Here is a 25,122-nt window from a genome sequence, read left to right as displayed (position 1 = left end):
CCAAGGATCGCTTTCGCAATTTCGCCGCGGGGTTGTCAGACCTGGTGATGAGTATTGCTACCGCATTGCATAACTTTCGCCGGACCAGACGACGCTATCGCCACAAGCGATCCAATGCCTATTTTGAATAGAGTCTAATGTGTTTCGATTCGGCAAAACGGAGTAAAATACCGGGAATGAAGTTTCTTAGCGGGCCGCTCGAAGCACAAACGGCACGGGCCAACTGCGCCGCCGCGCCGCGGCACGATACCACCGGCGGTGCGGCTCGTTGTCCAGGCCGGTGGTCAAATGGCGTCAGGCCTTCCGCGCTGCGATCGATCCTATGACGGTACCGGAATCGCCGCCCGACTCGGAACTTGTCGCTCGCTGCCTGGGCAATGACCAGAACGCCTGGAACGCACTGGTCGATCGCTATGCGCCGCTGGTGTACGGGATTGCCCGCCGTCACCGGCTGGATGACGACGAGGCGGCGGATGTGTTCCAGCAGGTCTTCCTGATCGTCTACAGGGAACTGCACTCCCTCAAGAGTCACGAAGCGCTCGCCGGCTGGCTGATCACGATCACGCGCCGCGAGTGCTTGCGCCTGCTGCGCTTTTCTCCGCCCGCGACCGAACTGGACGAGGACGTCGTCGACGAGCTCGCCTACGAACAGATAGAGCGTAATCGTTGGGAGGAACGTCAGGCGGTCGCACGTGCCATGCAAGAACTAGACCCGCGCTGTCGTGAACTCCTGACGGCGCTCTTCCTGATAGAGCCGCCGCTGACCTATGCACAGTTGAGCGCCAAACTATCCATTCCGCCTGGCAGTATCGGACCGACGCGGGCCCGTTGCTTTGAAAAACTACAGTCGATTCTCAAGAAATACGGATTTGATGGGGCGCGCTAGACCGTGGGTGACCAAAGTTACTCCAGCATGTATTATTTGTCTGGCAGGCCGACTCTTACCGAGTAGATAGACTCCAAAGTCATATGGCCCAGCATCCAGTGTCAACTGATCAGCTTCTAGCGTACCTTGCGGGCGAACTCGCCGGCGCGGAACACGCGCGCATCGCAGCGCATGTGGCCAACTGCCATACGTGCGCAGACACGGCAGCGATTTTTCGCAAGGCCGGTCAGATTCTGCGTGCCGACGCCGGCATTGTCGTGCCGCCAGCACTATCAGCCAGTGCCCGGGCGATCTATCGACCCCTTACCGCGCCCGTCATCATACCGTTACGGCCGGCCATGGTTCCAACGCGTCGCCTGTTGCCGCTCCGCATGGTGTTTGCCATGCTGGTGGTTATTCTTCTGGTCGTTATCGGCGGCGGCACGCAGGTGCTGGCTGCATCAGCCGACGCCCTCCCCGGCGACGCGCTCTATGCGGTCAAGCGGGCTTCGGAAGAGGTTCGGGCTGCGCTGGCGCGCGACCCGGGCGACGAAATCATCGCGCGCCTGGAAATCGTGCGTACTCGTGAGACGGAATTGCTGCGGCTCCAGGCGATCGGCCGGACCGACTGGATGCCGGAAACGCTGGCGGCCGGCCAGGCCCAACTCGACCGGATATCGCCGCTGTTGGCACAGCTATCGGTCACAGATATGGAGCGCGCCTCGCGGCTGGCCGGTGTCGCCGATGAAGCCATGGGCGCTCATGTAGAGGTTCTAAATCGCCTACTGACCACGGCACCTGCTCAGACTTTGCCGGGTCTGCAGGACGCCATCGAGCGTTCCACGCGTGCGCTCAAAGACGCAAAGTCATGGAAGCGATCCGCTCCGGGGCGGCCGGACGACGCTGGCACGACACCAGCACCGTCTCCGACCGCCATAGCGACGAGTCCGATCGATGTGCCCCTGTCAACACGCACACCGCCGGCTAACAGCAACCCGGGGCCGCAAACCACGCACACGCCGCCGGGCAACAACGGCAATCCGCCGCTGACGCCGCCCGGCCAGAACAACATCCCGCCGCAAGCCACGCGCACGCCGCCGGGCAACAACGGCAATCGGCCGCTGACGCCGCCCGGCCAGAACAACATCCCGCCGCAAGCCACGCGCACGCCGCCGGGCAACAACGGCAATCGGCCGCTGACGCCCCCCGGCCAGAACAATGTCCCGCCGCAAGCCACGCGCACGCCGCCGGGCAACAACGGGCCGTCGTCGAGCGGTCGCCCTTAGACACGCCTGCGCGACTGATGGCGCACACACAGCGTGGTCTCTCGCAAACCGCGCTTCACCAGGCAAGCAGAGCAGAAACATGGCCTGCACCCACACGCGAGAGTCACCGAGCAATCATTTGCATCCTAGCATCGCCCGTGCGAGTGCCAAAACGCGCGGTATGCTCGTCGCCCAGTTATCCCACATGCCCTGATACAACACCACCGGTCGACAGTGTAGGTGCAGCTCCCCCGGTTACCCCGTTAGCAAATCCAGTGCATCGGAGAGTTGCTGCAGAGACTCCTCATAATTCGTAGCGTTACCGGACACGGCATCACGGTGACCCTTTTCGCGAAGAGCGCTTCGGCGGCTATGTCGAGCGGACGATGCAGAGCGTGCGGAGCAAGACGCAGAGCAACCGGTAGAGTTGTCCTTTGATAGGAGGAGTCTTGTCATATCAACACCGCGATTGCCCCAAGGCGGTGTTTGATTTTGGCGTTGGTGTACAATGCGTAGCAAGAGACGGTCGCGATCAACGGAGATCAGATGGTCGCAGTTGGGTGAAGAGATAGGACTGAGGCGAATGCCCAAACACAGAAAGCCCGCTGTGCAACACGAGATCGCAGGCAATAAGCTTCTCGAAGACATCGCCGCGCAGTTGCGCCATTTCAGCCAGGAAGAACTTATCGCACTGTTGCGAGATTTCCTTGCGGACCTGGACGAGAAACAGCAGGCACGCTTTCGCCTGCTACTCAGCCAGGGACCGCGCCCGCTGGTTGCGGAGGCACAGGGCTTGGCTGATGCCAATGAATTGATGGATGCGATCCAGACCTTGCATGACGATATCGCCAACGATGTCTACGTAGAGTACGGCGCTGGATATGACTCGGAAATTGGCGAGTATCGCGGCTTTGGAGACGATAGCTGGATAGACAAGATGGAAGGGGATCAGCTGAACGATCTCAGCGACGAGCTGGGCGAACTTTCCACTGCGCTTGGCTGCATAGGTGCTGAGCGCGCGGCGGGTCACGAGTCCTTGCTGTAGCGCCTCTTGGACAGATTGACGGACCAACTCATCAGGGCGATGCCCAATAGTGAGATCGGCGATCGTGCGCACTACGGTCGTGACAGGTAGTCCGGCACGTTGGGTCACTTCGTCTGCACTCAGGCAACGGGTATGTAGCCGCAGTCCGGGATGGCAGCGCGAGGTCGTGCGTGGCACGGTGAGGTGGATCGTGGCGGGGTGCGCATCCGACAGATCGTAGAGCGCCAGTGCGCTCTCGTGCGATCAGCAGCTCTTGAGCCACAAGCTCTACCGGATCAGCGTGACCTGCATGATCGCGGCGCGCGACCTGTACGGCAACCAGGTGTCCAGGCCGGCGGTGCCGCATGCGGACACCACCACGTCGCTGCTCAGCCTGGGTGCTCTGCTGGCCTGCTTGTTAGCCGGGCTGCTCGGCGTGTTTACGCTGTTCCGGCGCTTGCGGAAACCGCGCCGCCCGTCCGGCCCGCCGGCGCTGATGATGCCGCGCTAGACAACGGAAAGGCGACCGCGCCAACGCTATGCCCGCTTGATCTTTCGGCATCATCGCCCAAAACGCTATGTGCGTGGTCTATTCGCGTTGCCAGCGATAGCCGCTACCCTCGCGGACCACCCGGCCCCACGGCGGGAACGGTTCGTGCGAGTAAATCACGGTTGCGTTGCTCGCCGCCGCCTCAGCCAGTATGCGCTTACGCGATTCCAGCAAGCTGGCCGCATTACGTCGCGCGGGGACCCAGTCCAGGTGCGCGATCTCACACCCGTGATGCACGAGGTCGCCAAGGTAAAAGAATGTGCGGCTGCTTGAGCGCACGCGCACGACGCAGTGGCCGGCTGATTCGCCCGGCGCAGCCAACATGCTGACGCCCGGCACGACCTCCCGGTCTCCGTCCACTAACTCCAGAAGCCCGAGCCGCGCGAGCGTGCCCAGGTGCGTCGCCAGCAGCGAACTCCGATCGGCGCGTTGCGGGTTGAGCTCCCAATCGGCGCGACCTACAAAGACGCGCGCGTGCGGATAGCGGGGCACGCGCGCTCCGTTCTGTTCCGTCGTCACGCCGGCATAATGATCGGAGTGCGTGTGGCTAATCAGCACGTGAGTGATGGCGGCCGGCGCGATGCCGAGCGCGCTGAGCGCGGCTGGCAAGCCCGGCGAGCGGACCAGGCCGGGCCACGCTGCGTCGTGCGGCGAACCCGGCGGATCGAAGCCGGGATCAATCAGAATGGACGCAGCGCCGAGGCGGATATGCGCCAAAACCAGCCCAAGCGGCACCACGCCCTGCGCATCAGCCTCCGGCATCGCACGACGCCATTCGGCTTCGGGCGCCTGCAACTCGAGCGCCCACGGCAGGACTCCCTCCGAGATCGCGCTGACGACCGCATCGCCAATACGGCGCGTTTCGAAAAATGGCGTTTCGGGCATTGCAGACACGGCAACCTCCGAAGACAAGGATGTGATTCCGAGACACTACTTGGGCACGGCGCAGGACGCCGCAACAGGGTCTGCCGTGGCAGAGCATCGTCACGCAGCACCAAGCGCACCGGCCGCGCGGCAGCCGGCCGGCCCCGACGCGTCCGATCATCTTGACGCGCAGCAGTGTCGCTGCGTGAAGTCAGGCAGCCCTGCTTTGCATACCGGGTTGCAATGCGTGCGGTCTGCGCCGCGCTACCATCCACCGTAAGCGAGCCACCCGCCGTCGACGTCGATCCGGCCTCCGGTCAAGTAGGAGCTCGCGTTGCTGGCCAGGAACAGCGCCGTATTGGCAACCTCGTCCACCGTGCCATAGCGACCCATGGGCGTGCGACGTTCGATATCGGCCTTCGTGTAGCCGCCGCTCACCTGGTCGCCGATGTCCAGGGCAGTGGCGATATACGCGGGATTGATGGCATGTACCCGGATGCCGCGCGCCGCCCACTCGACCGCCAGTACCTTCGTCAACCCATTGAGACCATGTTTGGAGCTCACATACGCTGCGCGCTGCTGGAGGCCGGTCTCGCCGAGGATCGACGATATGTTGATGATGACCCCCGTGCCGCGCGGCAGCATGCGCTGGGCGGCCGCCTGCGCACAGAGGAAGGCGCCGGTCAGATTCAGGTCAAGCGTACGCTGCCAGTCCGCGAGGGGCAGCTGCTCGGACGGCGCGATGGCATTGGCGCCCGCGTTATTGACAAGCACATCGAGCGGGCCCCAGTGCCGGTCGACCGCGTCAAACAGGTGCGCGACATCGTCCGGCTTGGACACGTCGGCCGCCACGGGAAACGTGTCGATGCCCTCCGCCTTCAGCGCCGCGGCGGCGGCGCGGGCGCGACCGTCGTCGCGGCTGTTGACAACCACCCGCGCACCGGCGTGCCCGTACACACGAGCGATCGCCATACCGATGCCCATGCTCGAGCCAGTCACCAACGCGATTTGTCCGTCCAGCCGTAGTTCCATCCCATCGTCTCCTTCGTCACGCTGAAAGTTCAGTCCCAGATATTGTAGCCCTTGTCTATCCGGACAAGTGCGGCTTCGAATCCCTGCTCGCGGTCAACAGACTCAAACGCTTACCTCCTCGTTTAGCCTGCCTTCGCGGCTTGGGGCCTCGAGTTCGCGGCTGTAGTGTAGCAAAAATGATATGGTTTACAAATAGCAGTTTCGCGGGAGTGATTGACTTCGCCAATCTGTCAGCCAAAATAGTTGTAGCCGGAATTGGGAACGTGACGCATGAATCGCCCCGATATGAATTTTGGGGCATCTGTGGTTGTGCGCCGCCCTGAGATTAAGGTGCGGCGCTGCTCTTTACGGGAATGGATGAACGCGTCAGAGTGGAACGGCATTCAGCATGAGAAGAGACAAGATAAGCAAATTCATTGGGGTGCTGGCTTGGCACCCGGAAGGCGCTATGACCGAGGCCGAAACCAACTGCTTTCCGTCGGGCCGCTGGGTCGCGCGCGTGGCTTGCGAGTTGTCCCACTTTGTGTTCAGCCACTAACCAAGCCTGATCGAAGTTGCGTTCGCTGCGCACCGCAGAGCTGTGACGCGCCGGATCATGCGGGAGAGCCGCAGGCCGCTACAGCGGCAGATCGACCGCGACGCCGCTGTGGACCGATTGCAGAACGGCCTGCGCCAACTCGACGGCGGCCCGCCCGTCGGCTGCCGTGACGGCGGGCTGCCGCTTCTCGCGAATCGCGTCCACGAACTCCTGGTTTTGCGCGCTGAACGACCGCAAGCGCACCGGGTCCTTCGGGTCGAGCGTGTTGAACGGCTCCTGCTCCATCACGCGCTGCCATTTCCCGTCGGGCGTCCCCACGTCGAGATGCGTGTAGCCGTCAAAGTCGAGCAGGCCGCGCTCGCCGATCACCTGTGTGCGGAACGTGTTCTGCGGAAAGACGACACCCGGTGTTTCCATGCAGACCCAGAGCTGGCCGCTGGCGCCGCCGGCGAAGCTGATCTGCGCCTGGATGCTCATGTCCGGGATGCCGTGCGAGCCAAACGAGCCGCCGCAGGCGAAAACGCGGGTCGCCTCCGCGCCGACCACCCAGCGCAGCATGTCGAGGTTGTGAACGAGCTGGCTCATCATCAGCCCGCCGCCCTGCGGGTCGCGGTAAAACGGGCGGTCGGCCACCGCTGCCTTCGACCATTGCTCCTCCAGCATCGACACGATGCGCATCTGTCGAACTTGCCCGATGGCGCCCTCGCTCAGCAGTTGGTGCATGCGCTGGTGGATGGCGCGGAAGCGCTGGCTCTGCACCTGCATCAGCATCACGCCGGCCCGCTGGCAGATGTCGATCAGCGTGTCGCACTCGGCCACGCTGGCCGCCATCGGCTTTTCGAGCAGCAGGTGCTTGCCCGCCGCCGCCGCGCTGCGCACCTGCTCGATGCGCGGCATCTCCGGTGTCGTGACGATCAACCCGTCAATATCGGCGCGGGCGACCAGCGCATCGAGCGACGGCTCGCATGCCACGCCGTAATCGGCCGCCAACCGCGGCGCGCGTGAGCCGACGGCCAGCGCGACAAAGCGGCAGCCGCGCACGTATTTCGCCAGCGTCTCGGCGTACGTGCGAGCCATCAGGCCGGAACCTACGATGCCTATGCCGGGCTCGTTCGTCATGGAGTCTCCTTCACCTTACCGTTGCGGTAACCCTGTGACGGCATTGATCGATCTTCTGCTTCATACGTGCCGGCCCCGCCGGGTCTGGAAGCCGCTTTCGCCCGGCACGGATCATCCGCCGTTCCGCCGCGCACGCAGCGATTGGCGCACCTCGGGGTTGACGACGTTGGTCGCCCAGCCGTCGCGTATCCAGTTGCCGACCGTGTCGCATGCCTCTTGCCGCAATGCTTGCCAGCTTTCCACGGAGTAGGCGGCCTTGTGCGGCAGCAACACGGCGTGTTCCATCGTGCGGAGTGGCGCGTCGACGGGCAGCGGTTCCGTCTCGAACACGTCGATCCCCGCGCCGGCGACCTGGCCGCTCTGCAGCGCGGCAACCAGCGCCGGCTCGTCGACCACCGGTCCGCGGCTGGTGTTGATGAAGAAGACGCCGCGCTTCATGCCGGCAAAAGCGGCTGCGTCCATCAGGTGGCGCGTGTCGGCCTTCAGCGGCACATGCACTGAAACAAAGTCCGACTCGGCCAGCACTTGCTCGAACGTGCGCGGCTCGACTTGTTTGGAGCGGATGACATCGTCGCTGACGTAGCGGTCGTAGGCGATAACGCGCAGGCCCAGCCCGCGCGCGCGCCAGGCGACCGCCGAGCCGATGCGCCCCAGGCCGATGATGCCGAGCGTGCGGCCTCGGATGCGGTAGATCGGGTTGGTCATCGCATTCGGCCACTGCCCTGCGCGCATCCGCTCGTGAAACCACATGACCCGCCGTCCGCCATTCATCAGGAACGCGATCGTCTCCTCGGCCACTTCTTCGGTGGCGTAGGTGGGCGTGTTGGCCACGGCGATGCCGCGCGCGGTCGCCGCGCCGACGTCGATCATATCGTAGCCGACGCCCCAGCGAATGATCAGCCGGACATTGGGCAGACCGTCCAGCACCCGCGGCGTCAGAAGCGACTTCCACGAAAGCATCATGATCTCCGCGGCGCCGGCCTGAGCGAGCACGTCGTCCTCCGTGTGGCAGTCGCCGATAACGAACTCGCCGCCCATCCCGCGAATTGAATCGCGCTCGAATGCATAGGGCATGAGCGACGGAATGGGGTCAACTTGAAATGCTTGTAGCGTCACAACAGCCTCCCCGGTCGGATAGTGTCATGCGTTGAGCCCGAATCAGAGCAGTCGGAACAATCATAGCCAGCGCGCCAGCCATTCGTCGATCGCAGCCATGCGCTGCTGGCGGTGCTCCGGCGTGCCGATGAGGTTCATCAGGTGCCCCTCGCCCGGGATGCGCACCAGCAACGCCACGCCCCCGTGCGCCCGCACCGCGTTGGCCATGGTCTCGCTTTGAGCGATCGCGCAGTTCGTGTCGTTCTCGGCGTGCACCAGCAGCAGCGGTGTCTGCACGTTCGCAGCGTATGTCACCGGCGACAGCGTCCGGTAGCGCGCCGGCATGGTCTGGGGCGTGCCGCCGAGTTCCCAGTTCCAGAACTCTTCGCCATGCAGGCTGGTCGCGAAGTTGGCCTGCAGATCGCTGATGCCGTTCTCGCCGATGGCGGCGCGGAAACGCGGCGTGTGCCCGATGATCCAGTTGGTCATGTAGCCGCCATAGCTGACGCCCGTCACGGCCAGCCGCCCGCCGTCGAGACCGCCCTGCGCCAGCGCCGCATCCAGGCATTCCAACAAGTCGAGATAGTCGCGCTCGCCCCACGCGCCTCGAATCGCGGTCGCAAATGCCTCGCCGTAGCCCTGGCTGCCGCGCATGTTCACGTATAGCACGGCGTAACCCTGCGCCGCCAAGCGCTGGAAATCGAAATAGAACCGCTCGCCCAGCGGGTAATGCGGGCCGCCATGAATCTGCAGGATCAGCGGCGGGTTGACCGCGCCGGTCAGCGATGGCGGCCGCATCAGCCACGCATCGATCGCTTGCCCATCGCTCGCCGTGACTGTGAACCGCTCCGGGCGGCTCAACGCGCACTCGCCCAGCCAGTCGTTCGCATGTGACAATGCGCGCTCACCGGTTCCGTCATGGCGGGCCAGATGCAGATCGCCGGGATTCAGCGGTTCAGCCGCGATGAACGCCAGCACATCCGCGCCGGCCGCCGCGCTGAACGAAAGGCACGCGCGGTCGCCGCCGATGACGGTCTGAACCGGCTCACCGGGCGAAACGCGCCCGATATGACTGCGGCCGCCATCGGCAAACACAAAGTAGATGCCGTCCGGCAGCCAGCACAACGACGGCGCCTGCGTGCCGCGTGAATCGTCGGCGCGCACCGTCAACCCGGCGCTGCGACCGAAACCGTCCGTCAGGTGACGCGGTGCGCCTCGCTCGCTTGGCACGACCCACACGCCAAAGTCGACACCCTGCGCCGGGCCACGCGCATGCGCGATATACGCAATCGACCGGCTGTCGGGCGACCAGGCCAGCGCACGTACCGGACCGGTTCCCGCCGTCAACCGCTTCAGCTCGCCGCCTGTTGCGGAACAGACCCACACGTCGGCCGGCGCCACGGTGGAACATTGGGCCAGGAACGCAATCCGTGTGCCGTCCGGCGAAAATTGCGGCGCATACGCCTGCCATTGGCCGTGGGTTACCGGCTGTGGCTCCCCGCCCGCCGCCGGCAAGCGTCCGATCTGCCGGTGTCCGTCAACGGGCGCAGAGTAAGCAACCCAGCGGCCATCCGGCGACCAAGCCGGTTCGGTGGCCGTCGTCGCCGCAGCGGTCAAACAGCGCGTGTCGCCGGTCGACGCATCGGCCAGCCAGATCCGCTCCGCGCCGCCATCGGCCGAGACAAACGCCAGCCGGTCGCCGCCGGGCGACCAGCGCGGCGAGTCGCTGCGTGTGTTCGCCGCGCCCAAGCGGTGGAGCATGCGACCGGCATCATCCAGCACCAGCACCTGCGACACCGTCGCATCGAGCGCCTCGTCGAGCGCCATGACGACGCACGCAATTCGATGGCCGTCCGGCGACTCCTGCGGATCGTCGAGCCAGCGCAGCCGGAACAGGTCGTCCGTGCCGAGCAGACGTGCCATGCCGGGCTTAGCCGACACGGTACCGCTCGATCAGCGCTTCGTCGACTTCCACCCCAAGCCCGGGGCCGGTCGGCACCGCCAGGCTGCCATCCGTCATTACCAGCGGTTCGCGCAGCAACTCGGTGCGAAACGGGTTCTCGGACGTGTCGAGTTCCAGCAGGGGCGGCTCGGTCGTACGCGCCCACGACGCATCCGGGATGAGCGACAGCACGTGAATCGTCGCGGCGACTGTCAGCGCACCGCCCCAGCAGTGCGGCATCGACTGCACGGCTGACATGCGCGCGAGTTCGGACACAAAAAGGCACTCGCCGATGCCGCCGCACAGGCTCACGTCCGGCTGAATGATGTCGGCGGCGCGGCGATTGATGAACGTCTGGAACGCGCCGCGCGAGGCCAGCGCCTCGCCGGCAGCGACCGCAATGTCGAGTTGGGCGGTCAACTGCTCGTAGGCCGGGTAGTGCGGCTCGTTCTGCGGCATCGGCTCCTCGAACCAATAGAAGTCGAGCGCCTCCAGTTCGCGCCCCATGCGGACCGCGCCGGGCAGGCTGTACGCGCCGTTGCCGTCGGCCATCAGCAGGATGTCGGGGCCAACCGCCTGACGCACGGCGGCGGCCGCCGCGCGGTCGCGCGCATGCGATTCGGCGCCCAGCCGCATCTTCAGCGCGCTGAAACCCTGCCGCGCCAGCGCTTCGGCCTCGCGCGGGTACTGCTCGCGCGCATCCACGCCGCGCGTGTAGTTCATCGCCGAGGCGTACACCGGCACCGTGTCGCGCAGCCGGCCGCCGTACAACTCGCCGACCGACAGGCCGAGCGCCTTGCCGCGCAGGTCGTGTAGGGCGATGTCGAGCCCACCGAGCGCAATGCCGTTGCCAAAGTTCGGCCCCCACAGCTCGCGCCAGAGCCGCCGGTGCTCGCGCGGGTCGCGGCCGATCAGCAGCGGCGTATATTGCAGTTCGATGAGCGCGCGCGCACCGGCAAACGGGATCGTCTCGCCCCACCCGACGAGCCCCTCGTCGGTCTGCAGCTTGATCAGCAGGGTGCCGCGCGACGAGTAGAAAGCCGTGGACGGCCCCACCGTTTCTTTTGTCTGATGCTGCAAGTGGTAGGTCTTGACCGACGTGATCTTCATACGGTCGCCGCCCTTTAGACGTCGATCCGCTCGCCCGATTCGGCGTGGAAGAAGTGCAGCTTGGCGCGCGGCAGTTGCACGGCGATCTGTTCGCCCACCTTCAGCCGCCGGTCCGGCTCGACGCGCACCGTGATGTTGTGCGGACCGCGCACCAGCTCGACATAGGTGTCGGAGCCGAGCGGCTCCAGCAGGGAGACTTCGCCCGCGAACACGTCGGGGGCCTCTCCCGCGGCGCTGACCAACTTCACATCTTCGGCGCGGATGCCGAGCATGGCCGGCGCGTTGAACGCGGCCGGCAGCGACGCACCCCCGGAGCGCGGCCAGGACAGGCTCAAGTCCTCGGCTTTGAAGGCCACGATGCCGGACGCCGGGTCGCTCGCCAAGTGCCCGTCGACGATACTCATGCGTGGCTTGCCAAGGAACGTGGCCACGTAGTGGTGCAGAGGCCGGCGGTAGATCTCCTCGGTCTGTCCGTACTGCACCAGCATGCCGTCGCGCATGACCGCGATGTAATCCGAGAGAATCATCGCCTCCTCCTGGTCGTGCGTGACGAAGATCGAGGTCGTCTTCAACCTCTGGTGCAGACGCTTGATCTCGATGCGCATGCGCGTGCGCAGCGCCGCGTCCAGGTTCGAGAGCGGCTCGTCAAACAGGAACACTTTCGGCTCTTTGACCATGGCGCGCGCCAGCGCTACACGCTGCTGCTGGCCGCCCGACAACTGCGAGATGCGCCGCTCCAGCAGCGCTTCCAGCTCCAGCACCTTCGCGACGCGGCGCACGCGCTGGTCGATCTGCGCTTTGGGCGCCTTCGCCAGCTTCAGCGCGAACGCGATGTTGCCGTATACGTCCATGTGCGGGTAGAGCGCGAAGTTCTGGAACACCATCGCCATGCCGCGCTCGTGCGGCGCCCAGCGCGTGATGTCCTGCCCGCCCAACTCGATCGTGCCGCGCGAGACCCGTTCCAGTCCCGCGATCAGGTTCAGCGTCGTCGTCTTGCCGCAGCCCGACGGTCCCAGCAGCGTGACGAACGTGTGATCAGGAATATCCAGCGAGACATCGCGCACGGCCTGCACCATCCCGAACGATTTGGCGATGTTGCGCAATACGACCCGGCTCATTAGTATTTGATCCCTTCCACGAGGCCGCGCACGATAAAGCGGTTGAGCACAAACACGAGCAGCACCACCGGGATGATCGCGAGCATGCCGGTGGCGGCCACCAGTGAGTTGTCGGACTGGAAGGTCGTGCTGACCAGCGCGGATAGTTTGACCGTGATCGGCACCGAGTAACGCGTCGACAGGATAAGCCCGAACAAGAACTCGTTCCACGCGCCGACGAATGTGAAGACCGCCGTGGCGACCACCCCCGGCCCGGCCACCGGTATCAACACGCGGAAGAGCGCCTCGAGCCGCGAGCAGCCGTCCATGCGGGCGGCCGCCTCAAGCGCATACGGAATCTGCTCGAAGAAGTTCTTGAGCATCCAGATAACGTACGGCAGCAGGAACGCCGTGTAGACGATGATCAGCGCCAGATAGGTGTCCAGCAGGCGCAGTTGCCGCATGAGCAGGAACATCGGGATAATCAGCACCATCGAGGGGATCATGCGCGCGAAGACACTAATGCCCAGGAAGAGGTTCTTTCGCGCGATGTTCAGGCGCGCCAGCGGGTAGGCCGCCAGGGCGCCGAACGTCAGGCAGACCACGGTCGTGACGCCCGAGATGATGACGCTGTTCTTGAGCGAGTCCACCACGTCGGGCTGCGACAGCATCTCGATGTACCAGCGCAGGCTGACCTGCTCCAGGCTGAGGTGCGGCGGCACCGCCACGTAGTTGATCTCCGGCTGGATGCTCATGATCGCGATCCAGGTGACCGGGGCGACCGTCCAGACGAGGAAGAACACGACCAGCGCATAGAGCAGAATAGGGCGCACCCATGTATAGACAAAGTCGCGCATCGGGCTTATCGCTTTCCCTGCCGCGCCATGAGCGACAGCGACAGCGCGCTCAACGACATGATCAGCAGCGACACCACAATTGCCAGCGCGGAGGCGTTGCCGTCGCTCAGGCGCTCGAAGGCGTTGACATAGGTCAGGTAGTTCAATACGACGGTCCCCTGGCCCGGCCCGCCGCGCGTCAGGGTATAGATGAGGTCGAAGGCCTGCAGCGAGACGATCAACTGCAGCACCGTGATAAAGATCAGGATGCTGCGCAGGTGCGGCAGCACGACGTAGCGGAAGCGATGGAAGATGCTGGCGCCGTCCATCTTGGCGGCGCGAAAGAGCGACTCCGGGATGCCCTGCATGCCGGCCAGCAAGGTCAGCGTCAGGAACGGCAGCGACTTCCACGTCGTGGCGATACTGGCAATGCTCAGCGCGAACCACGGATCGCTGAACCAGGTGACGTACTGCGTGATGAAGCCGCCGCCGTAGAGCAGCGCGTTGATCAGGCCATAGCGGTCGTGGAACATGTAGCGCCACATGACGCCGCTGACCACCGGGGCGACCGCCCACGGCAGCAGCACGAGCACGCGCACCAGATCGCGCCCGCGGAACCGCTCGTTCAGCACCAGCGCCAGCGTGAGCGACAGCGACACGCTCAGCGCGATGGTCAGCGCGGCGAAGTAGAGCGTGCGCGGCAGGGCCTCCACCACGCTCCGGTTGGTCAGCAGGTCGGCGTAGTTCTGCAGGCCGACGAACGACCAGTCCGGGGAGATCGTCAGCTCAATCGAGTTCAGGCTGGCAACCACCGCGAAGGTGATCGGCACGGCCAGGAAGACCAGCAGGAGCAGCAGCGTCGGCACGAACAGCAGCAGGCCGAAGCGGTTCGCCTCCATCCGGTCAATGCGTTGCCAGAATCCCGCGCGCGGCGGCGGGCTGGCGTTCGTTGACGTGCTCATAGGCTTCGTACGGGGTCGCGGCGGCTTTGCCGCCGCGACCCCGTCCCCCTCCCTCGCGATCTGGTTACTTGACCTTGGCCCAGTAGGCGTCGATCGCTTTCTGGCCCTCAGTCTGGATCGTCTTGACCGCATCCTGCGGCGTGATGCCGCCCTTCAGCATGCGGTTCATGTAATCGTTGAACACCGTGCCGAGATCGAAGTAGAACGGCGAGCCGTAGCGCGGCGCCGGGTACTTGACCTGCTCGGAGACAGCGGCGAACTGCGGCGACGACGTCTTCACGTCGGCGTCGTCAAACGTCGCCTTCACCGCCGGCGGGCGGCCCCACTTTGTGGCGACCAGCTTCTGCACATCGGGCGAGACGATGAACTCCAGCCAGCCCATCGCCACGTCCTTGTTCTTCGAGAACTTGTTGATGGCGTAGCCCTCGACGCCGTTGCCGGAGCCGGAGCGCAGCTTGAGACCGGGGATGATGCCAGTCTTCGACTTGCCGACGACCTGCGACTGCGTCGGGTCTTCGGCCAGCGGAAAGTGGTTTGGGAAGGCGAAGTAGTGGCCGATCTTGCCGCCGCGATAGACCTTGCCCTGCTCGATCGACGAGGCGATCGACAGGCCGGCCGGGTCGATGAACTTGCTGGTGACGACGCCATCGTAGAACGCCTGCAACGCCATCAAGCCCTCGGGCGTGTCTACCGTCAGCTTCTTCAGGTCGTCGCTGATTAGCTTGCCGCCGGTCGAGTTGAAGAGCGTGATAAAGGTGAAGAAGCTCGAATTCGGGTCGCCCAGTGTGAACAGCGTGCCGTAGTTGCCGCCGGTCGACAGTTTCTTGCTGTAATCGGCGAACTCCGTCCAATTCTGCGGCGGCTTGTTCGGGTCGAGGCCCGCCTGCTTGTAAAGCTCCGTGTTCCACATGAAGATCGCCATGTTGGAATCGAACGGAATGCCGTACATCTTGTCGATGAATGTCAGCGATTTGAGCGCGGGCTCGGTCAGGCCGGCCAGCAGTTCCTTCTTGAACGTCGCGGTGACGTCCTCGAACAGGTTCTTGTTGAACTTGGCGTTGAACGTCTCCCAGGTGTACATGACGTCCTGCGAGCCGTCCTGCGAGGCGAGGAAGACGCCGTACTTGGCGTCGGCATCGCCGCCGGCGATCGAGGTGTACGTAACCTTGGCGCCGGTCTTGTCCTGGAACAGCGGGACCCACAGGTCGCGCACGTTCGTGTCATGGTGGTTGCCGGCGAAGATGAACAGCTCTTTGCCCGCGAACGGCTTGGCGACCACGGCCGGGGCCTTGGTGGCGGCCGCCGGGGCGGTGGTCGCTGCGGGGGCCGGCGTGCTTGACGGGCCGCAGGCGGCTGCGATGGCGGCAACCAGCGTGCTGGAGCCGGCCAGCTTCAAGAACGTACGGCGTGACAACCGGGGTGTCTTGGGATCCAACATCTTCTTCTCCTCCCATTTTCGGGTTCATGCGCATGGAAAAAACGACGTGATCAACGGAACTGCCAGGCGAAGGTGTGCCTCCTTTCCGGCTGGTGTGCGCCCGCTAGTCGTAACGGTTGCGCCAGTCCGCCTCGATTTGCTGCGGCTGACCCGTCCGGATTGAATCCAGGATTTTGACCATTGTGGTGGTCGCGATGCGCCCGGCGCGCGCGTCAGCTTCGCACGGCGTGCCATTCAGCGCGCTGTCGGCGAAGTGTCGCAAGAGCGTCTGGTCGCCTTCGAGGTCGCTCCGCTCGGCCTCGCCCATGTCGGCAACGCCGAGCCGGGCCGGGGTTACGCCCCAGAGCGTCGCCTGGTGAAAGCGGTCGTAGAGGCAGGCGCCCTTGTCCGCGCCGAACACCTCGCAGAAGAAGGTCGAGGTGTACGGGTTGCGGCCGGGATCGCCGTGCACCAGGCTGGCCACGACGCCGTTCGCAAACTTGATCGTCGCCACGACGTTGTCGACCATATCGGCGCGCTGGTGGATGCCGTGGCCGCCGGCGGCGAAGACCTCGATCGGGTCGGAGCCGGCCAGGTAGCAGAGCAGGTCGGCCGTGTGGCAGCCCGCGCCCAGCACCGTGCCGCCGCCAATCACTGGCTGCAGCGACCAGATGTCGTCGGGCACGCGGTTGTTCATCATCTGCCCGACCAGCAGCAGTGGTGGGCCGACCAGTTGCCGCACGCGACGCACGACCGGCATGAAACGCATCTTCAGTCCCACGCACGCCGTCACGCCGGCTTTGGCGACCGCCTCCTCTATCTGCCAGCATTCATCAATCGTCAACGCCATCGGCTTCTCGATCAGCAGGTGCTTGCCGTTACGCGCAGCCTGCACGGCGTACGCGGTGTGCGTATCGTGCCAGGTGCAGATGAACACGGCCTGCAGGTCCGGATCGGAAAGCACGCGCGCGGCGTCTGCCGTGGCATACGCGCCGCCAAAGTCAGCGAGGAACTGACTGACCGCGTCCGGGCGCACATCGGCGTACGCCTGCAGCTTCAAGCCGGGCACGCCATGCGCCGCCTCGCAGTACAGGCGCGCGCGCGCGCCGCAGCCGATCACGCCCACATTCAGGGGTTTGCTCATGACGCATCAACCAGCGTAGGTCAGCAGCACCGTCGGCGGCCGGTCGGCTGATTTCAACAGCTCGTAGGCGCGCGGCGCTTCGGCCAGCGGCACCCGAACCGGGGCCAGCGCCTCGACTGAGACGCGCGACTCGGACAACAGGCGCAGGAACGCGTTCTGGTTCCGGTTCTCCGGCCAGCGCACATAGCCGATGGCAAAATCGACGTTGCCTTCCTCGTATACCGTGTCATACCGACCGGGCCCGTAGGCCAGTGACGGGTAGAACGTCACGTCGCGCGCGTACATGCGGTCGCGGCGAATGTCCATGCCGAACGCGCCGACGCCCACCACCACCCCGCGCTGGCGGCACAGATCGAACGACAGGTTGAGCGGCTCGCTCGACGGCGTCGAGACGGTCAGCACCACGCCATCCGCGCCGAAGCCGTCAGTCATCTCCAGGATCGCGTCGATCGGGTTTTCGCGGCTCGGGTTCAACGCGCGGTTCGCGCCCAGCGCCAGCGCCTGCTGCACGCGCCGGTCGTCCACATCCAGGCCGAGTACGTACATGCCGGCCTGCTTCGCGATCTGCACGGTCAGCAGGCCGAGCAGTCCCAGGCCGTACACCACGACCGTTTCGCCGAAGCGGCAATCGGTCCGGCGCAGGCCGTGCATGGCGACACAGCCGAGCGTCACAAACGCCGCCTGTTCAAACGGCACGTTGGCCGGCACCTGGGCGACAAGGTTGCGCGGGACCGCGACGCGTTCCGCATGGACGGCGCATTGGTTGCCGGAGCAGGCCACTCGTTCGCCAGGTTTCACATCGACGACGTCCGGCGCGACGGCGACCACGGTGCCGGCCAGGCTGTAGCCGACGGATGCGGTGCCGGGCATTTGCCCGCGCGGCGCGGGGCCGGGCCAGCGCACACCCTGCTTGCGCAGTTGCGGCGCCTTAGGGTTGCGCAGGCTCGGATACGTGTCGTCACCGGTCGTCTCCGGGCGCGCCGTGCTTTCGATGATGTGCATTTCCGTGCCGCTGCTGATCGCGGAAAAGACCGGCGCGACCAGCACCTCGCCTGCACGCAACTCCGGTTCGGGCATATCGATGACAATGGCGCGACCCTGAGCGGCCACTACTCTTTTCATGGAGTGCTCCTGAAAACACTTTGGGGGTGCTGAACGCGACGTATTCGCAGGAAAAGTGGCGCTAGTATAACATACCACGGCATGTTGTCAATTGTAAACAATTGACAACATGCCAACATCCGCATAAAATGCATGTACTTTCCAGAGGTGTGCATGACCGCCAACGACGTCAACCTAAAAGACATTCTCGCTCCCTCGCCAAAGCGTAGCCTCGCCGACGATGTCGCCGAGCGTATTCGCGACGCGATCCTGCAAGGGAAACTGGAGCCGGGCGCGCGCCTGCGCGAGGAGTATTTGGCGGCGACACTGGACGTCAGCCGCGGTCCGGTGCGCGAGGCGCTGACGCTCCTCGAGCGCGAGGGACTGGTGATTGCCTATCGCAACCGCGGCGCTTTTGTGGCGCGCCTGTCCCTGGAAGACCTGGAAGAGGTATACAGCCTGCGCTCGGTGATCGAGCGATTGGCCGTCCAGCGCATGATGCGCTTGAACGCGGTCGAGGGCTGCGCCGCGCTCGCCGCCGTGATGGCCGACCTGAGAACCGCCAGCGTTCAAGGTCTGACCGGCCAGCAAGCCGCCGAGCTGGACATGCAGTACCATGACGTCATCTACCGCGTGGCGCAGCATCGTCGACTCTACGACTGCTGGCGCGGCATGAAGTCGCAGATTCATGTGATGCTGCTGTCCCGGCACGTCGGCGCGAAGGGCTTCGGGCAGTCGATCGTGAATCGTCATCAGGAACTGCTCGACGCGATTTGCAGCGGCGATGAGCGCGTTGCACTCGAAGCGTTGGACTCACACCTGCAGGAGTCGTACCAGCAGGTCAGCCGCAGTTACGCGCAGGTGACAGCCGGCGACTGAGTCACCGGCATGGTGGGCAGCCACATCCCCGTTGCTGTCGGCGCCGGCTCGCGCATGGGCAGAAAGGTCGACATGGCGGCAGCGAGCAACGATTTCGTCTATTCTTGCCTGAAGCCATGGGCGGTGGCGCCGTAGCGCAGGCGGTGCCGCGGCCCAGGCTGCTGCCGTAGAGCGAGGGAACGAATCGCAGCCAACAAGGCGGTCGACCGTGTTTGACGCCATCATCTCTGAAGGGTTAGTGGTAGACGGCAGCGGAGCGCCGGCGCGTCGCGCCGATGTGGGCATCGCCGCCGGACGTATCGCGGCGATCGGTGCGCTGGATGGACGCGAGGCGCGCCAGCGCATTGACGCCGCCGGCAAAGGCGTGCCGGTGCATGTCGACACCTTCCCGGACGTCTGGGGCCCCGGACCGGTGGCCGCGCTGTTGCCGCCGGTCGTGTACGAGGGCCGCCCGGCCGACGGGTTGGCGAAGTTGAGCGACGCCGAGGCGTTCGCCCAGCCGACCAACTACCTGCTGCGCGTCGACGGCATCGCCGGGCTGGTGCTGACCTACTCGAAGAAGAACCCGCATCTGGTCGGGCAGACCTTGCAGAAGATCGCCGAACTGCGCGGCCAGCCCGCCTACCAGGCGATCTGCGATCGGCTGATCGAGGACGGCGAGGATTTTTACACGGCCCTGCTGCGCCACATCTACGCCACCGAGCAGGACCTGAAGGAACTGATGCGCTCGCCGTTGTGCGCGATGGAGAGCGACGGCGCCATTGCTGCGCCGTACGGCCCACTGGCCAACTTCACGATGAACGCCTCAGCGTACGGCTACACGGCGCGCGTGCTCGGCCGCTATGTGCGCGACGAGGCGTTCTACACGCTCGAGGATGCCGTCCGGCGCATGACCGCCCTGCCCGCGGCGTCAATGAACATGAAGGACCGCGGCTTGCTGAGCGAGCACATGGCGGCCGACGTCGTCGTCTTCGACCCGCACACCGTGCGCGACAACACGACCGAGGCCGTGCCCAACCGCTACCCCGACGGCATCGAGTACGTGCTGGTCAACGGCGTGCTGACGCTCTCGCCCGCGGGGCACACGCAGGCGCTGGCCGGAACGTTGATCTAGAAACCCGACATGAACCTACCCGTTTTCGAAGATGTAGCTCGCGCGCAAACCGTGGTCGATGCCTACCGCCTCCGCACGCCGCTTTGGCCGTCGCCCGCGCTCGGGCGCCTGACTGGCTGCGACGTCTGGCTGAAGCTGGAATGCCTCGCGCCGATCGGCTCCTTCAAAGGGCGCGGCGCGATCAACCGCGTGGCCGCGATGACCGACGCAGAGAAGCCGCGCGGCGTCATTACCGCCTCGACTGGCAACCACGGGGGCGCGGTGGCGTGGGCGGCGAAACAGTGCGGCGTGGCGGCCACCGTCGTGCTGCCGGTCGGTGTGCCGGAGATCAAGTGGCAGACGATCGAGGACGCCGGAGCGCGCATCATCATCGAGGGCGCGAACTGGAATGCCAGTTGCGCGGTCGCGCGCAGCATGGCGCAGGCCAACGGCATGCTCTACCTGGAAGACGGTGAGGACCCGGCGATCATGGCCGGGGCTGGCACCGTCGCCTACGAGATTTTGAACGAAAAACCGGAGATCGAGGTGATGGTCGTGCCGGTCGGCGGCGGCAATTTCATTGCTGGTTGCGGTATCGCCGCGCGCGGTCTCAAGCCGTCGATCCGACTCGTCGGCGTGCAGTCCGAGGCAGCGCTTGGCGTCTGGCAGTCGTGGCAGGAAGGCAGGGTCGTCTCCGCGCCGTGCGAGACGTTCGCCGGCGGCATTGCCACGACCGGTCCGGTCGAGGCGGCGTTCGGTGTCATGCAGAAGACGGTCGACACGATCAAGCTGGTGAGCGAAGATGAACTGATGCATGGTATCGCGCTGATCGCAAAGCACCACGCGCTGATCGTCGAGGGCGCGGCGGCGGCGCCGCTAGCCGCGCTGCTGCGCTACCCCACCGAGTTCGCCGGGCGGCGCGTGGCGCTCGTGCTGTCCGGCCGCAATCTCGACGCGGGCACGCTGGGCAAGGCGCTGACGATGGTCTGAGCAGGCATATATCCATAACCCGGACGGGACAACCGTCCGATACCACGGCGCATGACTTTACCGCGAACGCGACACCATTCGCAGCATCCATGGAGATATAAAAGGAGGTGATGCAGGATCAGCGCCGCTGACACTGCACACTGCCAGTGCGGCGACTCGTGTTTGCCCCCAGACGTCCATCACGTATTGCACGATCTTGCTTGCCAGCCTCGGGAGGGCGACCGCGCAAATGACAAGATCAAAGGCGAGTTTGTCCGCGCGCTGCACGCCAGTCGCACTTATTCTGGGCTTGTTCGTGCCATCCGGCAGTGCCATTGCCCACGCGAGATCGGATGTGCCAAAATGTGTGAGGAACCCAACCGTCTATCGTTTGGCGGGTGCAGGGCCGCAGTGCGGGCAGCCGAGCACGCCCGCGGAGTTCAGTCGCAACTCCAGTGTCGGGTGGTTGCAGCTAGGGCAATCGAGCGCGTCGGCCTTTTCGACAAGCGGGTCCCACGTCAGCGTCAGGGGTCGAGGCCGGAACGCGCCGATGTGGCGGCCCGCCATAGGCAACAACTGGCACGCGAGGAAGAGGCGTGGCGCCTTGACGTGCAGGAGATTGACTAGTCGCAACTGCACCCGCAGCACGGTCTTGCGGTGTAGGTCGTCGAGCCGCAGCGCCCGCTCACGGTCGAGCGCGGACAGCCGCAGGCGCAGCGATTCGGTTTCGGCGCCGCTCCCGACGCTCTTCGCGATCCGCTCGCCCAGTTCGTCGCGCAGGTCGGTGTAGTAGCGCCGCATTCGCTCGCTCTGGTCGGCAACCTGGTGCTGCAATTGGTGTCGGCGGGTGTTGATCTCCGCGCTCAGTGTGCGCCCCACGCCTTGCACGGCCGAACGGTAGCACTCGTCGAGCGGGCGTGCGGGTGCATCGGGAAAGGCCCAGCGCCGCAGGTCTGCCAGGCGCTCACCGGCCAGCAGTGCGTCGAGATGGCGCACCGGCCGTCCGTACGTGCGGTCGAGCGCCAGGGAGTAAAGCGCCTGCTCTTTTTCGTCGCTGATGAAGGTAGCTTCGAACCAGAAGATGGCATGACTCACGTAGAGCGGCCGAACAGACTGTACCTGTAAGGACAGCGAGTCCGGCAGGGTCAGTTCTCGGGAGAGGCGCTGTTCGAGCCGGTGTGGCCGCACGTTGAAGTCGTCGAGGAACGCGATGGCGATGCGCCCGCGCATGTGCGCTTGCGCGAGCCACTCGTCGAGCAGCGTGCTACCGAAGGTGAGCAATTGCGCCGTCGGATGCTCTGCCAGAGCGTCGGGGTCGAACGCGACACGCCGCGGCGTGTCGGAATCGGGCAGCAGCACAGCATAGACTTGCGGCTCGATCGGATCCGTCAAGCCGCCGATCGCTTCGACGTAGTCGAGGAGGAATTGCTCGAGGGGATCGCTCACGTTAACCGTCCGGCGCGAAGCGCTCTCCGAACAGCCGGTCTTCCTGGGCGCGCTGGCGGAGGTAGGCGTCTTTGGCGGCGAGCAGTTGGTCGCCGAGGCGGTCGAGCGCGCCCTGGAACTCGACTGTGTCGCGCGATTCGGCCCACAGGTCGGTCACGACGTCCTCGAATTCTTTATCCTCGTCCAGGTTGCCCAAGATCATGTCGATCTCGCCGATGACCAGCTCGAACATCGCGATCTTGGCTTCGAGCAGGTGCAGCACCGCCGCTTCGAGCGTATCGGCCGCTGCCAGGTTGAATACCTGGACCTCGCTGCGCTGGCCGATGCGGCTCAGGCGACCAACACGTTGCTCGATCTTCATCGGGTTCCAGGGCAAGTCGACATTGCAGATGGCGTGGCAAAACTGAAGGTTGCGTCCCTCGCTGCCGGCGTCGGTGCTGAGCAGGATGCGCGCCTCGCCCTCAAAGGCGCGGATCGCCGCTTCCTTTTCCAGCCGCTTTAACCCGCCGTGGAAGACGGCCACGCGCTCGCCCGCTTGCGCGAGCCGCGCAGCCAGCCACGCTTGCGTGGCGCGGAACTGGGTGAAGACGACCATCTTGTCCGGGAACTCGTTGAGCAGCGCCAGCAGCGCATCGGCTTTAGCGCTGTCGCCGGTCTCGCGCGCCAGCGCGGCCAGTGCATGCAGTTCCTGGCGGTCGCCATCCGAGAGCCGCTCGTCCAGCGCCAGGCGTTCTAGCGTGGGCACGGCGGCCTGGCTGGAGCTACCCAGTTCTTTTTGCAGGGTGACCAGCGCAATGCGCGTGATCACGCGCCGGCTGTCGGCGGCGGCCAGATGACGTCGGACAAACTGCGACACGGCCACATAGAGGGCACGCTCGCGCTCGCCGAAGGTGACAAGCCGCGTGCGCGCGGTGCGACGCGTGAGCGCAATGCCGACCGTCGAGCGGCGGTTGCGCACCATCACTTCGGCCAGCAATTGGTGCAATTGCTCGACGTTGCGCGGCATCAGTTTGTCGCGCCGGTCGACGTACTGGCGCTGGAACGAGCGCGCCGTGCTCAACAGGCCGGGCTGCAGCAGGGTCACCAGGTTGAACAGCTCATCGAGGTCGTTCTGCACAGGCGTGGCGGTGAGCAGCAGAACGTATTTCCGGCGCAACTCGGCGGCCATCTGCCACAGCAGAGTGCGGCGCTTTCGGAAATGATGGGCTTCGTCGACAATCAGCAAATCCCAATCCTGCGCCAGGATCGCGCTGCGGTGCGGCTCGCGCTTGGCGGTATGGTAGGAGGCGACGATGCGGTCATGGGCCGCCCAGGCGCCGGGGCCTCCCGCACGGAACGCCGGGTCGTCGTAGGCGACAAAGTCCTGGCCGAATTTGCGTCTCAACTCGCCCTGCCATTGCTCCACCAATGACGGCGGCGTGAGGATCAAGACTCGGCGCGCCAGCCCGCGCACGATCAGCTCCAGCATGACGATGCCGGCTTCGATCGTCTTCCCCAGTCCGACCTCGTCGCAGAGCAGCGCACGCCCGCGCAGGCGGCGCAACACGGTGCGCGCCGAGCGTAACTGGTGGTCGAGCAACTCGACGTCGCGCAGCCACGGCAGGCAAAGCAGTTGGTCGAAGCCCGCGACCATGCCGAGGTGCTCGGCTTGCAAACTGAGACGGAAATTATTCCAGTGCGCCATCGTGCGCCGGTCGGCATACAGAAACTGGCTATCGTCGGCGGAATATGTGACCGGCGCACCGGATGGCGCCACCGGCAATTGCACGGCGGGTGGCGGCTCGACCATCAGCCGGAAGCGGTACGGGTCGGTTCCAGCACACTCCAGCACGAGCAGTCCTGGCTGACTCTCCAGGTGGCGCAGTTGCGGGCTCTGCAACGCGTTGCGCTCGGAGTCATAGGCGATCCGCGCCACGTCGGCCGCGTCGTTGGACGTGATGACGATCTCGCGCTGCGCGAAGACGCTACTCAATGCGGGCTCCAGGGGCAGCACCCCGTGCCGTAGGTCGCCCGGCGCCGGGTACAGTTCGAAGCGGTCGCCGATCTGGAAGAGAGGGCTGGTGGTCAACCCATTGACTCCTGCACCCGCGCGTTACGGGATGCGACATCATCGTCCATGCACATGGTGGTGCTGCGTAGAGGGCAGATGCGCGGCCGGGTTTCAACCTCGAGCAGTCGTTGCCAAGCGGCCTCGGGAGCCGCGCGTTTAGGCGTCAGGCCGGTGGGACATATGGCGTTCCGCCACAGATTCTCGCCTCGTAGCTGGCCCTTCTGCATGGGAATCTCACATGGGTGCATATGGATACTTTAGTCGTATGCTGCGGATGCGTCAAGGCCAGCAATTCTCAATTTGGCTTTGTACGGGTACTTTCCAATGCCGCTTGCGATGCGCTGGCTCTCAGGCGCTTGTCACGCAAGCTGGCCCGCCGAAAAAGCGGCGCTGCCCTCCCCGTTAGCTTTTCCCCTGCTCCGCCGCGCGCGCGGGGGAGAAGGGGCAGGGGATGAGGGGGCATATTGGCAGCCGACTCCAAAATGAGAATTGCTGGCGTCAAGGCCGTTGCGCTTGGCGTCTATTCCCATTGGCGAGCGGCCGCGATAGGTAGGTTTGAGTAGCGGGTGATGCACGCCTTCGGACGCCCGGCACAGCCGCTCACCTGCTTGAGGCCGAGACAAGCGGCTGGAGACCTAACACGGGTTCAGCCATCAACCCGTGCCTCCCCAACGACTTTCTCGGTGATTTCGATGGCCATCCTCACGCCCGGCTTCTAGTGCAT

The 25,122-nt window shown here is 65.1% G+C and carries 21 protein-coding genes; 7 read left to right on the top strand and 14 right to left on the bottom strand.

Going from position 1 to position 25,122, the window contains the following annotated elements; genetic code table 11:
* Window positions 1-322: 322 nt before the first annotated feature.
* The 4 genes from HZB53_22605 to HZB53_22590 all read left to right on the top strand — a co-directional run bounded on the left by HZB53_22605 (window position 323) and on the right by HZB53_22590 (window position 3,665).
* The gene (locus HZB53_22605; GenBank protein ID MBI5880452.1) at window positions 323-886 is read left to right on the top strand and encodes a sigma-70 family RNA polymerase sigma factor; all 564 of its coding nucleotides are present in this window, start codon (window positions 323-325) and stop codon (window positions 884-886) included.
* Between the two features lie 98 nt (window positions 887-984).
* Window positions 985-2,151 (top strand): zf-HC2 domain-containing protein, encoded by a 1,167-nt coding sequence (locus tag HZB53_22600; protein MBI5880451.1) that lies wholly within the window; start codon window positions 985-987, stop codon window positions 2,149-2,151.
* Window positions 2,152-2,737: 586 nt separating this feature from the next.
* A complete protein-coding gene (locus tag HZB53_22595) occupies window positions 2,738-3,175 on the top strand; it encodes a hypothetical protein (GenBank protein MBI5880450.1) in 438 nt (145 codons plus the stop codon).
* A 253-nt stretch (window positions 3,176-3,428) separates the two neighbouring features.
* The gene (locus tag HZB53_22590; GenBank protein ID MBI5880449.1) at window positions 3,429-3,665 is read left to right on the top strand and encodes a hypothetical protein; all 237 of its coding nucleotides are present in this window, start codon (window positions 3,429-3,431) and stop codon (window positions 3,663-3,665) included.
* Between the two features lie 78 nt (window positions 3,666-3,743).
* Here HZB53_22590 and HZB53_22585 read toward each other — a convergent pair whose 3' ends face one another.
* The 12 genes from HZB53_22585 to HZB53_22530 all read right to left on the bottom strand — a co-directional run bounded on the left by HZB53_22585 (window position 3,744) and on the right by HZB53_22530 (window position 17,982).
* Window positions 3,744-4,598 (bottom strand): MBL fold metallo-hydrolase, encoded by an 855-nt coding sequence (locus HZB53_22585; protein MBI5880448.1) that lies wholly within the window; start codon window positions 4,596-4,598, stop codon window positions 3,744-3,746.
* 234 nt (window positions 4,599-4,832) lie between these two features.
* Entirely contained in the window at window positions 4,833-5,600 is a 768-nt protein-coding gene (locus tag HZB53_22580) for an SDR family oxidoreductase (GenBank protein MBI5880447.1), read from the bottom strand.
* Window positions 5,601-6,216: 616 nt separating this feature from the next.
* Window positions 6,217-7,257: a Gfo/Idh/MocA family oxidoreductase gene (locus HZB53_22575; protein MBI5880446.1), complete on the bottom strand. Its 1,041-nt coding sequence runs from the start codon at window positions 7,255-7,257 to the stop codon at window positions 6,217-6,219.
* A gap of 111 nt (window positions 7,258-7,368) precedes the next feature.
* Window positions 7,369-8,373, bottom strand: coding sequence for a C-terminal binding protein (locus tag HZB53_22570; protein MBI5880445.1), 1,005 nt, complete (start codon window positions 8,371-8,373; stop codon window positions 7,369-7,371).
* Between the two features lie 60 nt (window positions 8,374-8,433).
* A complete protein-coding gene (locus HZB53_22565; protein MBI5880444.1) occupies window positions 8,434-10,275 on the bottom strand; it encodes a S9 family peptidase in 1,842 nt (613 codons plus the stop codon).
* Window positions 10,276-10,282: 7 nt separating this feature from the next.
* Window positions 10,283-11,404 carry a mandelate racemase/muconate lactonizing enzyme family protein gene (locus HZB53_22560; protein MBI5880443.1) on the bottom strand — a complete coding sequence of 374 codons (1,122 nt, stop codon included), beginning with the start codon at window positions 11,402-11,404 and terminating at the stop codon, window positions 10,283-10,285.
* Between the two features lie 14 nt (window positions 11,405-11,418).
* Window positions 11,419-12,522, bottom strand: coding sequence for an ABC transporter ATP-binding protein (locus HZB53_22555; GenBank protein ID MBI5880442.1), 1,104 nt, complete (start codon window positions 12,520-12,522; stop codon window positions 11,419-11,421).
* Complete coding sequence (locus tag HZB53_22550; GenBank protein ID MBI5880441.1) at window positions 12,522-13,358, bottom strand: carbohydrate ABC transporter permease; 837 nt, start codon at window positions 13,356-13,358, stop codon at window positions 12,522-12,524. The genes HZB53_22555 and HZB53_22550 overlap by 1 nt, the downstream gene beginning before the upstream one ends.
* A 5-nt stretch (window positions 13,359-13,363) precedes the next feature.
* Window positions 13,364-14,299, bottom strand: coding sequence for a sugar ABC transporter permease (locus HZB53_22545; GenBank protein ID MBI5880440.1), 936 nt, complete (start codon window positions 14,297-14,299; stop codon window positions 13,364-13,366).
* A gap of 64 nt (window positions 14,300-14,363) precedes the next feature.
* Window positions 14,364-15,737 carry an extracellular solute-binding protein gene (locus HZB53_22540; GenBank protein MBI5880439.1) on the bottom strand — a complete coding sequence of 458 codons (1,374 nt, stop codon included), beginning with the start codon at window positions 15,735-15,737 and terminating at the stop codon, window positions 14,364-14,366.
* Window positions 15,738-15,840: 103 nt separating this feature from the next.
* Window positions 15,841-16,860 carry a Gfo/Idh/MocA family oxidoreductase gene (locus HZB53_22535; GenBank protein ID MBI5880438.1) on the bottom strand — a complete coding sequence of 340 codons (1,020 nt, stop codon included), beginning with the start codon at window positions 16,858-16,860 and terminating at the stop codon, window positions 15,841-15,843.
* Between the two features lie 6 nt (window positions 16,861-16,866).
* Entirely contained in the window at window positions 16,867-17,982 is a 1,116-nt protein-coding gene (locus HZB53_22530; protein ID MBI5880437.1) for a zinc-binding alcohol dehydrogenase, read from the bottom strand.
* Between the two features lie 153 nt (window positions 17,983-18,135).
* Here HZB53_22530 and HZB53_22525 point away from each other — a divergent pair, with 153 nt between their 5' ends.
* From HZB53_22525 to HZB53_22515, 3 genes are all read left to right on the top strand, one after another.
* Window positions 18,136-18,840: a GntR family transcriptional regulator gene (locus tag HZB53_22525; GenBank protein MBI5880436.1), complete on the top strand. Its 705-nt coding sequence runs from the start codon at window positions 18,136-18,138 to the stop codon at window positions 18,838-18,840.
* A gap of 208 nt (window positions 18,841-19,048) precedes the next feature.
* Window positions 19,049-19,954: an amidohydrolase family protein gene (locus HZB53_22520; GenBank protein ID MBI5880435.1), complete on the top strand. Its 906-nt coding sequence runs from the start codon at window positions 19,049-19,051 to the stop codon at window positions 19,952-19,954.
* A gap of 9 nt (window positions 19,955-19,963) precedes the next feature.
* The gene (locus HZB53_22515) at window positions 19,964-20,923 is read left to right on the top strand and encodes a pyridoxal-phosphate dependent enzyme (GenBank protein MBI5880434.1); all 960 of its coding nucleotides are present in this window, start codon (window positions 19,964-19,966) and stop codon (window positions 20,921-20,923) included.
* Window positions 20,924-21,286: 363 nt separating this feature from the next.
* Here HZB53_22515 and HZB53_22510 read toward each other — a convergent pair whose 3' ends face one another.
* Together HZB53_22510 and HZB53_22505 are read right to left on the bottom strand one after the other, a co-directional pair.
* The gene (locus HZB53_22510) at window positions 21,287-22,348 is read right to left on the bottom strand and encodes a hypothetical protein (GenBank protein ID MBI5880433.1); all 1,062 of its coding nucleotides are present in this window, start codon (window positions 22,346-22,348) and stop codon (window positions 21,287-21,289) included.
* 1 nt (window position 22,349) lies between these two features.
* The gene (locus HZB53_22505; protein MBI5880432.1) at window positions 22,350-24,416 is read right to left on the bottom strand and encodes a DEAD/DEAH box helicase family protein; all 2,067 of its coding nucleotides are present in this window, start codon (window positions 24,414-24,416) and stop codon (window positions 22,350-22,352) included.
* Window positions 24,417-25,122 lie beyond the last annotated feature (706 nt).

The organism is Chloroflexota bacterium, from assembly GCA_016235055.1.
GTDB lineage: Bacteria > Chloroflexota > Anaerolineae > JACRMK01 > JACRMK01 > JACRMK01.
The sequence above is the reverse complement of the archived record's forward strand: the minus strand, read 5'-3'. Positions and strand labels throughout refer to the sequence as shown.

What these genes read in the sequence shown, in the direction of transcription:
- HZB53_22560 (MBI5880443.1), bottom strand. Translation starts at nt 11,404, where the DNA reads ATGAAGATCACGTCGGTCAAGACCTACCACTTGCAGCATCAGACAAAA.
- HZB53_22605 (MBI5880452.1), top strand. Translation starts at nt 323, where the DNA reads ATGACGGTACCGGAATCGCCGCCCGACTCGGAACTTGTCGCTCGCTGC.
- HZB53_22525 (MBI5880436.1), top strand. Translation starts at nt 18,136, where the DNA reads ATGACCGCCAACGACGTCAACCTAAAAGACATTCTCGCTCCCTCGCCA.
- HZB53_22555 (MBI5880442.1), bottom strand. Translation starts at nt 12,522, where the DNA reads ATGAGCCGGGTCGTATTGCGCAACATCGCCAAATCGTTCGGGATGGTG.
- HZB53_22545 (MBI5880440.1), bottom strand. Translation starts at nt 14,299, where the DNA reads ATGAGCACGTCAACGAACGCCAGCCCGCCGCCGCGCGCGGGATTCTGG.
- HZB53_22580 (MBI5880447.1), bottom strand. Translation starts at nt 5,600, where the DNA reads ATGGAACTACGGCTGGACGGACAAATCGCGTTGGTGACTGGCTCGAGC.
- HZB53_22540 (MBI5880439.1), bottom strand. Translation starts at nt 15,737, where the DNA reads ATGTTGGATCCCAAGACACCCCGGTTGTCACGCCGTACGTTCTTGAAG.
- HZB53_22515 (MBI5880434.1), top strand. Translation starts at nt 19,964, where the DNA reads ATGAACCTACCCGTTTTCGAAGATGTAGCTCGCGCGCAAACCGTGGTC.
- HZB53_22565 (MBI5880444.1), bottom strand. Translation starts at nt 10,275, where the DNA reads ATGGCACGTCTGCTCGGCACGGACGACCTGTTCCGGCTGCGCTGGCTC.
- HZB53_22550 (MBI5880441.1), bottom strand. Translation starts at nt 13,358, where the DNA reads ATGCGCGACTTTGTCTATACATGGGTGCGCCCTATTCTGCTCTATGCG.
- HZB53_22530 (MBI5880437.1), bottom strand. Translation starts at nt 17,982, where the DNA reads ATGAAAAGAGTAGTGGCCGCTCAGGGTCGCGCCATTGTCATCGATATG.
- HZB53_22535 (MBI5880438.1), bottom strand. Translation starts at nt 16,860, where the DNA reads ATGAGCAAACCCCTGAATGTGGGCGTGATCGGCTGCGGCGCGCGCGCG.
- HZB53_22575 (MBI5880446.1), bottom strand. Translation starts at nt 7,257, where the DNA reads ATGACGAACGAGCCCGGCATAGGCATCGTAGGTTCCGGCCTGATGGCT.